This is a genomic window from Escherichia sp. WS33, assembly GCF_046486385.1.
GTDB lineage: Bacteria > Pseudomonadota > Gammaproteobacteria > Enterobacterales > Enterobacteriaceae > ECMA0423.
In genome coordinates this window covers 17,102-29,009 of the sequence record NZ_JBJQLJ010000007.1, presented here as the reverse complement: position 1 = coordinate 29,009, position 11,908 = coordinate 17,102, and the positions used below count along the sequence as shown (strand labels likewise).

Annotated in this window: 13 protein-coding genes; 5 read left to right on the top strand and 8 right to left on the bottom strand. The window is 49.8% G+C overall.

What is annotated here, in order from left to right:
- The first annotated feature begins 483 nt into the window (after positions 1-483).
- From ACJHXA_RS07860 to rlmA, 3 genes are all read left to right on the top strand, one after another.
- Entirely contained in the window at positions 484-627 is a 144-nt protein-coding gene (locus ACJHXA_RS07860) for a DUF2627 domain-containing protein (protein WP_001295496.1), read from the top strand.
- 12 nt (positions 628-639) lie between these two features.
- The gene (cspE, locus tag ACJHXA_RS07855) at positions 640-849 is read left to right on the top strand and encodes a transcription antiterminator/RNA stability regulator CspE (protein ID WP_001062678.1); all 210 of its coding nucleotides are present in this window, start codon (positions 640-642) and stop codon (positions 847-849) included.
- Positions 850-1,014: 165 nt separating this feature from the next.
- Complete coding sequence (gene rlmA, locus ACJHXA_RS07850; RefSeq protein ID WP_000010129.1) at positions 1,015-1,824, top strand: 23S rRNA (guanine(745)-N(1))-methyltransferase; 810 nt, start codon at positions 1,015-1,017, stop codon at positions 1,822-1,824.
- Here the strand turns inward: rlmA and mntP are convergent.
- The 5 genes from mntP to manX form a co-directional block, all read right to left on the bottom strand.
- Positions 1,821-2,387, bottom strand: coding sequence for a manganese efflux pump MntP (gene mntP, locus ACJHXA_RS07845; RefSeq protein ID WP_001296134.1), 567 nt, complete (start codon positions 2,385-2,387; stop codon positions 1,821-1,823). The genes rlmA and mntP overlap by 4 nt on opposite strands.
- A 428-nt stretch (positions 2,388-2,815) precedes the next feature.
- Positions 2,816-3,274: a DUF986 family protein gene (locus ACJHXA_RS07840; protein WP_000156255.1), complete on the bottom strand. Its 459-nt coding sequence runs from the start codon at positions 3,272-3,274 to the stop codon at positions 2,816-2,818.
- A 54-nt stretch (positions 3,275-3,328) separates the two neighbouring features.
- Positions 3,329-4,180: a PTS mannose transporter subunit IID gene (manZ, locus tag ACJHXA_RS07835; protein WP_000228655.1), complete on the bottom strand. Its 852-nt coding sequence runs from the start codon at positions 4,178-4,180 to the stop codon at positions 3,329-3,331.
- Positions 4,181-4,192: 12 nt separating this feature from the next.
- A complete protein-coding gene (gene manY, locus ACJHXA_RS07830; protein WP_000406926.1) occupies positions 4,193-4,993 on the bottom strand; it encodes a PTS mannose transporter subunit IIC in 801 nt (266 codons plus the stop codon).
- 62 nt (positions 4,994-5,055) lie between these two features.
- A complete protein-coding gene (gene manX / locus ACJHXA_RS07825) occupies positions 5,056-6,027 on the bottom strand; it encodes a PTS mannose transporter subunit IIAB (RefSeq protein ID WP_000150543.1) in 972 nt (323 codons plus the stop codon).
- Positions 6,028-6,343: 316 nt separating this feature from the next.
- Here manX and ACJHXA_RS07820 point away from each other — a divergent pair, with 316 nt between their 5' ends.
- The gene (locus ACJHXA_RS07820; protein ID WP_001349044.1) at positions 6,344-6,502 is read left to right on the top strand and encodes a protein YoaL; all 159 of its coding nucleotides are present in this window, start codon (positions 6,344-6,346) and stop codon (positions 6,500-6,502) included.
- The gene (yoaE, locus tag ACJHXA_RS07815; RefSeq protein ID WP_000394983.1) at positions 6,490-8,046 is read left to right on the top strand and encodes a CNNM family cation transport protein YoaE; all 1,557 of its coding nucleotides are present in this window, start codon (positions 6,490-6,492) and stop codon (positions 8,044-8,046) included. Before ACJHXA_RS07820 ends, yoaE begins: the two co-directional genes overlap by 13 nt.
- Before the next feature lie 3 nt (positions 8,047-8,049).
- Here yoaE and ACJHXA_RS07810 read toward each other — a convergent pair whose 3' ends face one another.
- From ACJHXA_RS07810 to ACJHXA_RS07800, 3 genes are all read right to left on the bottom strand, one after another.
- Positions 8,050-9,648, bottom strand: coding sequence for an EAL domain-containing protein (locus tag ACJHXA_RS07810; RefSeq protein ID WP_001295494.1), 1,599 nt, complete (start codon positions 9,646-9,648; stop codon positions 8,050-8,052).
- 130 nt (positions 9,649-9,778) lie between these two features.
- Positions 9,779-11,143 (bottom strand): L-serine ammonia-lyase, encoded by a 1,365-nt coding sequence (gene sdaA, locus ACJHXA_RS07805; RefSeq protein ID WP_000624298.1) that lies wholly within the window; start codon positions 11,141-11,143, stop codon positions 9,779-9,781.
- A gap of 183 nt (positions 11,144-11,326) precedes the next feature.
- A complete protein-coding gene (locus ACJHXA_RS07800; RefSeq protein WP_000456725.1) occupies positions 11,327-11,905 on the bottom strand; it encodes a CoA pyrophosphatase in 579 nt (192 codons plus the stop codon).
- Between the last annotated feature and the right edge of the window lie 3 nt (positions 11,906-11,908).

Here is an 11,908-nt window from a genome sequence, read left to right as displayed (position 1 = left end):
TACATCGGATTTGTGATTAAGTGTGGTATTATTTATTAGCGAAACGTTTCTCTCTTGATTTTTTTGCTCACTCATCAATTTTTCTTATTTTAAATTTACAATCCCTTTGGGGATTGACTTCTCTTTAGGGTAATTGATAGCCGTTAACTGACTGTTTTATGAGAAAAAGTGATATAACTTTTTATTCATTGCATAGCAGAAAATGTGATATTGCACGCACTATGTAATAACTTCTCCCACTGGCCTGGAACAACTGAACTTATTGAACTATGTTAGAAACTACGCCAGTTTAAGTATCTGCCTGAACTGGCAAGGTTAAGCACAATGATATATCGGCGCGTATTCCGTTGCATAAGTGTGCAAAAAAAGTGGAAGACGTATCGAGATTTGTGCGTCTGATCGAGACATGTTTAAAAATGGCTTGCCATAATTAACGTTGTATGTGATAACAGATTTCGGGTTAAACGAGGTACAGTTCTGTTTATGTGTGGCATTTTCAGTAAAGAAGTCCTGAGTAAACACGTTGACGTTGAATACCGCTTCTCTGCCGAGCCTTATATTGGTGCCTCATGCAGTAATGTGTCAGTTTTATCTATGTTATGCCTGCGGGCGAAGAAAACAATCTAAGGAATTTTTCAAATGGCAAAGATTAAAGGTCAGGTTAAGTGGTTCAACGAGTCTAAAGGTTTTGGCTTCATTACTCCGGCTGATGGCAGCAAAGACGTGTTCGTACACTTCTCCGCTATCCAGGGTAATGGCTTCAAAACTCTGGCTGAAGGTCAGAACGTTGAGTTCGAAATTCAGGACGGCCAGAAAGGTCCGGCAGCTGTTAACGTAACAGCTATCTGATCGAATCCACTGATCTGAAGTGTGAATACGCTTCAATCTCGCTATAAAGCCTCGTCGAATGCGAGGCTTTTTACTATGCTTTATCTTCGCTCCTGGCGTTCGGATATTTGCCCGCCGCGTGATTCGCGTTACACTTGCGGCCTTTAGTATCCTGCCGGAGTTGTCATGTCGTTTTCCTGTCCACTTTGCCATCAGCCTCTTTCGCGTGAAAAAAACAGCTATATCTGTCCCCAGCGACATCAGTTTGATATGGCGAAAGAAGGGTATGTCAATCTGCTGCCCGTTCAGCATAAACGGTCTCGTGATCCGGGCGACAGCGCGGAAATGATGCAAGCACGCCGCGCATTCTTAGATGCCGGACATTATCAGCCGCTGCGTGATGCAATTGTCGCCCAACTGCGGGAACGGCTTGATGAAAAGGCCACGGCAGTGCTGGATATTGGCTGTGGTGAAGGGTATTACACACACGCATTTGCCGATGCGTTGCCCGAAATCACCACGTTTGGCCTGGATGTCTCGAAGGTAGCGATAAAAGCGGCGGCGAAACGCTATCCGCAGGTCACTCTTTGTGTCGCTTCCAGCCACCGTTTGCCGTTTTCCGATACCAGTATGGACGCCATAATACGTATTTACGCGCCGTGTAAAGCAGAAGAATTAGCACGAGTAGTGAAGCCCGGCGGCTGGGTCATTACTGCCACGCCGGGACCGCGACATTTGATGGAGCTGAAGGGGCTGATTTACAATGAAGTACATCTTCATGCACCTCATGCAGAACAACTGGAAGGTTTTACATTACAGCAGAGTGATGAGTTGTGTTATCCGATGCGTCTTCGCGGTGATGAAGCCGTCGCATTATTGCAGATGACGCCGTTTGCCTGGCGTGCGAAGCCAGAAGTCTGGCAAACACTGGCAGCAAAAGAAGTGTTCGACTGCCAGACGGACTTTAATATTCACCTCTGGCAGCGTTCTTATTAACCGTGGAAGTGCGTCCAGAGGATCTGGACGCCGATGCCGATCAGTACCAGCCCGCCGAGAATTTCCGCTTTTTTCCCAATAATTGAGCCGATAAAGCGACCAACCATCATCCCTAATGTCGACATAATCAAGGTTGCACAACCAATGGCCAATGCGGTCGCGATAATGTTGACCTGCAGGAAAGCAAGACCAACACCCACAGCCATGGCATCCAGGCTGGTGGCAATCGCGGTGGTTACCAGTAGCCAGAAACCGTGCCGACGGCGCGGCTCTTCATCTTCATCATCTGCGCCACGAAAACCCTCAATAATCATTCGCCCGCCGAGGAATATCAGCAGCACAAACGCAATCCAGTGATTCCATTCAAGGACAAACCGGCTGGCTAACATGCCCATTCCCCAGCCGATCAGCGGCGTCAGGGTTTCGACGGCACCAAAAATAAGGCCGGTTCGCAATGCTTCAGAAAATTTCGGTTTATGGAGGGTGGCACCTTTACCGATTGATGCAGCAAATGCATCCATCGACATACCAAACGCAAGAAGAACAGTAGCAGTGATATTCATGACAACGTCCTGACCGGGGTATCCATAAAACACATCATCGCCCCCAGCAAACATGCATACATGAACAACAAGCCGCGATGGTTTTCGCGTTCATGCAGGCATAGCGATTGATGTGCATATGGTCTCGCCTGACTGAAAGTCTTCAGTCCGTACGTGCCACGTTTTGCAACGAGTATGTTGACACGTACATTTCCGGAATCTGGAAATCAGCTACTCCCCAAATGAGGGCGCAACCTTAACATATTTTGAGAATATAAAACAACTGTTGGAATATATTATTTCATTGCTTTATTGATAACGATTTTTATTTAGATTTATATATCAATGAAACGTTAAAATAAATAACAAATAAGGGAAGAGATAATATAGCCTAAGCTATGTCTGATTATTAAAAATACACTAAACATAGCTTTGGCTAAATTCATAAGTTATTGAGTTGATACGAGAAGCTTATAAATTTTTTCCAGATCGTCGATATTTCGAACGCGGATTAACAGCCGACGCTGTTCTAATTGCATCACCAACACGCCATCTTCCGACAAGTTCATCGCTTTGATTCGGCTATATTCAATCCAGACATTGGCGAAGAAAAAACCTTTTTGTTTAAAGATGATCTTCGGAACGCGGATCCAGAATATATAAAAACCCATCAGAGCCAGTGCACTTAATAACCATGTTGTTATTAGCGCGCCATGATTCGTGACGTTGTTATAGATAAGAATGACAATCAATCCGACGAAGATAACGCTATCGATGCGACCACGCCGGAGCAAAGGAATTGCCAGCAGGGTGGGGCCGTTACGGCGGGGCATGATGAACTGATCGTAGATCGCGAAGGCCAGGAGTGCGGCGATGAAAAGAATCAGTACCAGGTCCGTGATTGTCATTAATCCTCCAGATAAAAAAACGGGGCCAAAAGGCCCCGGTAGTGTACAACAGTCTTACAGTCCCAGCAGGCCGCAAGCGTAACCAGCGATACCGATGACGAAGAAGCCAACGATGATCCACAGCGGGTTAACTTTTTTGCGCAGTAGCCACATACAAGCAAAGGTCAGCAGCAGTGGTACCAGGCCTGGCATTAACTGGTCCAGAATAGTCTGGACAGTAGTAACGTGTTCTTTGCCCGTCTGGTCAGTAATGCGAGAGACAACCAGCGGGATGTTGACATGTGTCCACTTGTTAACCAATGCCCCCATGACAAACAGGCCGAGGATAGACGCCCCTTCCGTCAGTTTTTGCAGGAAGCCACCACCCATATCTTTAACGATATCGATACCTTTGGAGTAACCATACGCTACGCCGTAGTAACGGGTTGCCAGACGCACCAGGTTAAACAGGATGAAGAACAGCAGCGGACCTAACAGGCTGCCGCTCATCGCGATACCGGCACCCAGTGCTGCAAATACCGGACGTACGGTTCCCCAGAAGATCGGGTCGCCTACACCAGCCAGCGGCCCCATCAAACCGACTTTGATACCGTTGATAGCACCGTCGTCGATCTCTGCGCCATTAGCACGCTGTTCTTCCAGCGCCAGGGTTACGCCGAGAATCGGCGCAGCCACGAACGGCTGGGTGTTAAAGAACTCCAGGTGACGGCGAATAGCTTGTTTACGAGCTTCGTTGTTCTCAGGGTAGAGGCGACGAATTGCCGGTACCATAGAGAAGCAGAAACCCAGTGCCTGCATACGTTCGAAGTTCCATGAACCCTGGAAGAGGTTAGAACGCAGGAAGACGCCACGAATATCACTTTGAGTGAGTTTTTTCTCGGTGGTAGTTTGAGTTGTATCAACCATTTCGCTCACCTGTTAGTCCAGTTCGTTATCGAGATCGTTGTTACCAGCTGCCTGAGCAGGCGCACCGGCTACGCGGTTGTATTTCGGGCTAAGTTGGATGTAGAGCACTGCCATAACAGTACCAATCACACCCAGAGCAACCAGGTTAAAGTTGGTGAATGCTGCGGTTACGAAGCCGAGGTAGAAGAACGGCATCAGGTAGCCAGCACGCATCATGTTGATAACCATCGCATAACCAACCACCACGATCATGCCACCGGCGATATTCAGACCATTGGTCACCACTTCCGGAATCGCATTCAGCATGTTCTGTACTTCGCTGGTACCAACAGACAGCGCAACGATGACGGCCGGAATAGCCACACGCATTGCTTGCAGGAACAGAGAAGAAACGTGGATCCAGGAAATCGCTGTCAGGTTGCCGTTATCAGCAGCCTTATCCGCAGCGTGCTGGAAAGCAACGGTAATAGTACGAACGATGATGGTCAGTACCTGGCCCGCAGCGGCCAGAGGGATTGCCAGTGCGATACCTGCACCAATGCTCTGATGACCTGCGATAACCAGAATGGTAGAAATGATAGAAGCCAGAGCGGCGTCAGGCGCAACTGCAGCACCGATGTTCATCCAGCCCAGCGCGATCATTTCCAGCGTACCACCGATAATAATACCGGTTTTCATATCCCCAAGAACGATACCCACCAGGGTACACGCGATTAGCGGACGGTGAAACTGAAATTCATCGAGGATTGATCCCATACCTGCGATACAGGCTACGATAAATACCAGCACAATTTGAAGAGTGGTAATCTCCATTGTACTTCTCCTGTTTACGTAAGACTTAAGTGTGAAAACTGAGTGATAATCAACACAATACGTTACTTATCGATTTTGCTGATCAGATCCATCATTTTCAGTTTCGGATCGGTGGAAACCTTACGGACTTCCAGCTCAATACCGCGCGCATTCAGTTTCTTGAACGCCTCGATATCTTTTTCATCAACCGAAACCGCGTTATTCACCTGGGTTTTACCCTGACGGAATGCCATACCACCGACGTTAACAGAGGTGATTTTCACGCCGCCTTCAACGAGACGCTCTACATCTGTTGGGTTGGTAAATAACAGCATTACGCGTTCGCCAGCATATTTCGGGTTGTTGTAGACGCGAATCATTTTGGCAACATCAACTACGTGTGCTGTTACGCCCGGAGGTGCAACCTGGGTGAGCAGTGTCTTACGAACGGTATCCGCAGCCACTTCATCACTAACAACAATAATACGGGAGACATTGGTTTCTTTGGTCCAGCGGGTGGCGACCTGACCGTGAATCAGACGGTCGTCGATACGCGCAAGGCCAATAACCATGTAGTCGTTTGGCCCCATTGGTTTTGCCGGAGTTGGAGCCGCTTTTGGTGCTGCGGCAGCGGGTGCTGGCGCGGCTTTTTCAACCGGTTTGGCTTTCAGAGCTTTCACGCCTTCACGGCCTGTTTCTACTGCCAGTGCCACCAGTTCATCAAAGCTTGGGTCATCATCACGGGCCATTAACGTTTCCACGAGCATTGGAATGTTAACGCCTGCAATGACTTCATAATGCTCTTTGTCGACGACAATGCGGCTGGCAGCATTGAACGGGCTGCCTCCCCATGTATCAACGAGAAACAGCACGCCTTTAGTGGTGTCGAGTTTTGCCAACTGAGCGTTGTACTTTTCAATCAGCGTTTCGGCATTTTCACCTGGAACGAAATCGATCCAGCCGACGTTTTCCTGCTCGCCTAACAGCATTTCTGCCGTTTTAAGCAACTGCTCTGCAGCCCAACCATGTGTGCCTATAACAATAGCAATGGTCACTTGCTACCTCCTTTATTATCGTTAACACCTCAACGTGCCAGATGTATTTTTGAATCGTCGTCCACAATCGAATCGATTCAGATAAGGGCTACAACCAAAAACCCCTGCGTTTCGCGATTTATTTTAGATATCGAAAAAATTATTTTATGTGATGAAGATCCGTAATTTAACTTTCGATTAGCAGAAATTTCGAAAGGTAAAATATCCTTGTCACATTCGTTTGCAAAGGAAGGTAAATCTTTGCCAAATCAGAGGCGTCTCTGATATGTTTAACTCCCGTTTAACAACCATGGAGTATAGGGCAGTAGCCCGCAGTATGGATCGTCACCGACGTCATTTCAGCATCAGGCCTTTTAACGCCTACCTTTCTGGCTCTCTATGCCGCACCTTTCGTTTGCATTTTGTCGTTACGCCTGCATTATTTCTGGCGTCGAATAGCTATTCCTTAAGCAGGAGCTTGTCATGGAATTCTTAATGGACCCCTCAATTTGGGCGGGGCTACTCACGCTTGTTGTTCTCGAAATTGTGCTGGGTATCGATAACCTGGTCTTCATCGCCATTCTTGCTGACAAACTGCCGCCAAAACAACGCGATAAAGCGCGTTTGCTGGGGTTATCACTGGCGCTGATTATGCGTCTGGGGCTGCTGTCGCTGATTTCATGGATGGTCACGCTGACCAAACCGCTATTTACCGTCATGGATTTCTCCTTCTCCGGACGCGACCTGATTATGTTGTTCGGGGGGATATTCTTGCTGTTCAAAGCAACAACCGAACTGCATGAACGGCTGGAAAACCGCGATCATGATTCCGGCCACGGTAAAGGCTACGCCAGTTTCTGGGTGGTCGTCACACAGATTGTCATCCTTGACGCCGTCTTCTCGTTGGATGCGGTAATTACTGCAGTAGGGATGGTTAACCATCTGCCGGTGATGATGGCGGCGGTAGTGATTGCGATGGCGGTTATGTTGCTGGCATCCAAACCGCTGACGCGATTCGTTAACCAGCACCCCACGGTGGTGGTGCTCTGTCTGAGCTTCCTGTTAATGATTGGTCTGAGTCTGGTGGCAGAAGGTTTCGGTTTCCACATTCCGAAAGGTTACCTGTATGCCGCGATTGGCTTCTCGATCATCATCGAAGTGTTTAACCAGATTGCGCGTCGCAACTTTATTCGCCACCAGTCGACTTTGCCGCTGCGAGCGCGTACTGCCGATGCCATCCTGCGTTTGATGGGCGGGAAACGTCAGGCCAATGTTCAGCACGATGCCGATAACCCGATGCCGATGCCGATCCCGGAAGGTGCATTTGCCGAAGAAGAACGTTACATGATTAACGGCGTACTGACGCTGGCGTCGCGTTCTCTGCGCGGGATCATGACGCCGCGCGGTGAAATAAGCTGGGTTGACGCTAATCTCGGGGTCGATGAAATCCGCGAGCAACTGCTCTCTTCACCGCACAGTCTGTTCCCGGTATGTCGCGGTGAACTGGATGAAATCATCGGTATTGTACGTGCTAAAGAACTGCTGGTGGCGCTGGAAGAGGGCGTTGATGTGGCGGCGATTGCTTCGGCGTCTCCGGCGATTATCGTCCCGGAAACCCTCGATCCGATCAACCTGTTGGGCGTGCTGCGTCGTGCTCGCGGGAGCTTTGTTATCGTGACCAACGAGTTTGGTGTGGTACAAGGTCTGGTCACGCCGCTGGATGTGCTGGAAGCCATTGCGGGTGAATTCCCGGACGCTGACGAAACGCCGGAAATCATTACTGATGGTGACGGCTGGCTGGTAAAAGGCGGTACAGATTTGCATGCCTTGCAGCAGGCGCTTGATGTTGAGCACCTTGCCGATGACGATGATATCGCGACGGTCGCGGGCCTCGTGATCTCGGCAAATGGTCACATTCCCCGTGTGGGCGATGTGATTGATGTAGGGCCACTGCATATCACCATCATTGAAGCCAATGATTATCGTGTTGATCTGGTTCGCATTGTTAAAGAGCAACCGGCGCACGATGAAGATGAGTAAGCATTAACGTAACGGCATAATGGGCGTGATATGTCCATTATGCCGGGCGGGCGGCGGTTGGCTGCCCGCCAGCCATTTGGGAAAATCACGTAGCGGCATCGGCTGTGCGTACAAATACCCTTGCAAAATATGCACGCCATGACGGCGCAAATACTTCGCCTGTTCTTGCGTTTCCACGCCCTCCGCCACCAGTTCAATATTCAGTCTTTGCCCCAGCGCGATGATGATATCGGTCACCGTCGAGTTAACCGCGTCAGAACCTATAGCTGCGGTAAATGACTTATCAATTTTCAGCACGTCAGGACGTAATGTTTCAAGCCAGGAAAATGAACTGTTGCCGGTGCCGAAGTCATCAATCGCCAGTTTGACGTTTTTACGATGTAGCTCGCGGGCAATCCGATAATCAACATCCAGTAAGGCATCGCGTTCGGTGATTTCGAGGATCAGTTGCTGAATCGGGTGAGCGCTAAACCAGTACTGATTGAGATCTTTTATCAGCACACCACGGCGAAAATGGCTGGGTGCGACGTTAATGCCAACATGAAACTGACTACTCATCGGGAAAACATGGCGCTGACGAATGGTTTCTGCCATCACATAGCGGGTCAGTGGCACAATTAAATGATGTTCTTCCGCGATAGGAATAAACACATCCGGTGAAATCCAGCCCTGACGCGGATTGTTCCAGCGCAGCAAAATCTCTACACCAATACATTGCTGGCTGCGCGCATTAAGCAAAGGCTGACAGAACAATTCGAACTCATGTTGCGCCAGGCCCAGATTGATTTCGCGGGAAAAGCTCATCCGGTAAGCGGTCGCCAGCCAGGCGATGTAGCCCACCAGTAAACTTAGCAGCACCGCCAGCGGTAATTGTGTTGGAAGATAGTGCCATGCCAGCGCCGTAGCCCCCGGACCATTAACGTTAATGGTAAAAGGAAAGCGTTGCGAAGAAACCTGATAGTTTTCATTGTCTTCAGGTTGCGGAAGGGAATCTACCAGCCCATTACCATAGAGCAAATGCCGTTTGTCCACCGTCAGGCTGGCGCTACTGATTTGCGGCAGTTGTGGCTCAAGGAGCATTGCCGTCAGTAAGTCGATGTTAATCATCTCCATGACCCCAGCATTGCTACTGCCCGCTGCAGGCGTCCATTGAATCAAAACCGGACTGCCTTTAATCAGGGCACGGTCGATCGTCAGGCGTAAAAGTGGTTGCGGTGCAGGAAGTTCAGCCAGAATGTCCACGACGGGCACATTGCGATAACCAAAAATGCTGGAGCAATAGAGTGTGCCGTCTTGCACCAGGCCAATGGATCGCACAGTTTGGAGTTTTGCCGCCTGTTTACGTAATGGCAAATGGGCGACAGAGCAGGGCAGACCAATCAGCGGAAGCAAGACTTCGCTACCTGCCTGTAGGGGAAGCAGTACTTTATCTAATTCCTCTACAGCGTGATTGGCGAATTGTACTACCCGTTGTTGATTTAAGTTACGCTGTGAAATAAATCGCACGCTCAGGGTCGAAGCGAGCGTAACGAGTGCGCAAATCGTACAAACAATCATTCGATTACGGCGATAGGTTTTAATGATCCGTTGTGCTTTTTGCATGCGGGCCACCCTGTAAGCGTATGGCGACAAACGCCTGACGCAACAGTGGAAGTGTAGTGGGGAATATTACAGCAGACGAGAAAGCGGGTATAAATTCGCCCATCCGTTGCAGATGGGCGAGTAAGAAGTATTAGTCACACTGGACTTTGATTGCCAGACCACCGCGTGAGGTTTCGCGGTATTTGGCGTTCATGTCCTTACCGGTTTCGTACATCGTTTCGATGACCTTATCCAGCGAGACGCGCGGTGCACTGGTGCGGCGCAGAGCCATCCGTGCGGCGTTAATCGCCTTCACAGAGGCAATGGCATTACGCTCAATGCACGGCACCTGAACCTGCCCTGCAACCGGGTCGCAGGTTAAACCAAGGTTGTGTTCCATGCCAATTTCCGCCGCCACGCAAACCTGTTCCGGGCTACCGCCCAGCAGTTCTGCAAGACCCGCAGCAGCCATTGAACAGGCAACACCCACTTCGCCCTGGCAACCAACTTCCGCACCGGAAATAGAGGCGTTCATTTTATACAATGCACCAATCGCGCCCGCTGCCATAAAGTAACGGGTATAGATGTCCGGGCTGACCGATTCAATAAAGTGGTCATAGTAAGCCAGCACTGCCGGAACGATACCGCAGGCACCGTTGGTTGGCGCAGTTACCACACGACCACCGGCGGCGTTTTCTTCGTTAACTGCCAGCGCAAACATGTTTACCCAGTCAATGACATTCATCGGATCGTTAGACAGTTTATCGCTGGAAACTAACATCCGGCGCAGGGCAGACGCACGACGTGGCACGCGCAGCGGGCCTGGCAGTACACCTTCGGTGTTCATCCCGCGATCGATACATGCCTGCATGGTTTGCCAGACATGCGCGAAATACTCGTCGATCTCTTTCTTGCTGTGCAGCGCCAGTTCGTTCTGCATAGCGAGACCAGACAGCGAATAGCCGGTTTCATTACAGTACGCGAGCAGTTCGGTGGCAGATTTGAACGGATACGGCACGCTCACTTCGTTGGCAGCATCCTGACCAAAGTGTTCTTCATCGACGATAAAACCGCCGCCGATGGAATAATAAGTTTTGCTGTAGACGACTTCATCGCCGTTATAGGCGTGGATTTGCATACCGTTTTCATGCAGCGGCAGGTTGCCGTTATGAAAACGCATCCCGTTGTCGCGCGGGAAATCCACTTCATGCCGTCCCTGTGCCAGCAGCAGACGTTCGCGCTCTTCTACGTCGCGAATAAAACCGGGAATACTGTCGATATCCACGGTGGCAGGTTCGTTACCTGCAAGACCCATGATAATGGCGATATCGGTGTGGTGGCCTTTACCCGTCAGCGACAGTGAACCATAAACGTCCACGGCAACGCGAGTAACGCTATCCAGTAAGCCTTTTTCGACCAGATCATCGACGAACTGTTTACCCGCCTTCATAGGCCCTACGGTATGGGAAGATGAGGGACCAATCCCCACCTTAAACATGTCGAATAGACTAATCACGATAATACTCCTGACAAGGTGACTGGACTTCCAGTAACGAACTAATAACAGCGCATAGTGTAAGAGGGAACGCGGCGACTGGCTTAACTATTCACATGAATTAAACTAATCAAAAACCGCGATTTAACTAATATTGCGATGATTGTCTCAAGTAGTGTTTTGTAGATGTAAAGATAAGTATAGTCAGGGTTTCACACCAATTTGCAGCGCCAGCTCACGAATTATGCCTGCGGTCATTCCCCATACAAAATACTGTTCGTACCAGGACAGCCATACCCGATGTGAATCGCCACGGCGGTAGATATCTAAAGGGTGATAACGACCCAGATGTAATGCCTGGGCGAGCGGCATTTCAAACACCGCCGAGACTTCATCTTCACTGGCGCGATACGGCAGATCGGGCGGGATAATGCCGACCACTGGGGTTACCTGATAGCCAGTTACGCTATCGACGGGCGGCAGCACGCCGATAACTTCAACGGCGGAAGGCGGTATAGCGACCTCTTCTTCAGCTTCGCGCAGCGCGGCGGCGATAACTGATGCGTCCGTGTCATCGACTGCACCTCCAGGGAATGCCACTTGTCCAGCGTGTTTACGCAGATGAATTGAACGCTGAGTCAGCAACAACCCCGGTTGCGGTCGACGGACGATGGGGATTAACACGGCAGCCTGACGATGATTTAGGGTTTCCCGGTTAATTTGCGGGCGCAAAAGTTGAAAGCGAGATAAAAAATCATCAAGCGTCAGGCTACGGTATTCCACGTC

Bases quoted from the DNA above. Each gene is read 5' to 3' on its own strand.
- yoaE (WP_000394983.1), top strand. From the start codon at position 6,490: ATGGAATTCTTAATGGACCCCTCAATTTGGGCGGGGCTACTCACGCTT.
- ACJHXA_RS07860 (WP_001295496.1), top strand. From the start codon at position 484: ATGTGTGGCATTTTCAGTAAAGAAGTCCTGAGTAAACACGTTGACGTT.
- cspE (WP_001062678.1), top strand. From the start codon at position 640: ATGGCAAAGATTAAAGGTCAGGTTAAGTGGTTCAACGAGTCTAAAGGT.
- manY (WP_000406926.1), bottom strand. From the start codon at position 4,993: ATGGAGATTACCACTCTTCAAATTGTGCTGGTATTTATCGTAGCCTGT.
- ACJHXA_RS07820 (WP_001349044.1), top strand. From the start codon at position 6,344: ATGGATCGTCACCGACGTCATTTCAGCATCAGGCCTTTTAACGCCTAC.
- mntP (WP_001296134.1), bottom strand. From the start codon at position 2,387: ATGAATATCACTGCTACTGTTCTTCTTGCGTTTGGTATGTCGATGGAT.
- ACJHXA_RS07810 (WP_001295494.1), bottom strand. From the start codon at position 9,648: ATGCAAAAAGCACAACGGATCATTAAAACCTATCGCCGTAATCGAATG.
- manZ (WP_000228655.1), bottom strand. From the start codon at position 4,180: ATGGTTGATACAACTCAAACTACCACCGAGAAAAAACTCACTCAAAGT.
- ACJHXA_RS07840 (WP_000156255.1), bottom strand. From the start codon at position 3,274: ATGACAATCACGGACCTGGTACTGATTCTTTTCATCGCCGCACTCCTG.
- rlmA (WP_000010129.1), top strand. From the start codon at position 1,015: ATGTCGTTTTCCTGTCCACTTTGCCATCAGCCTCTTTCGCGTGAAAAA.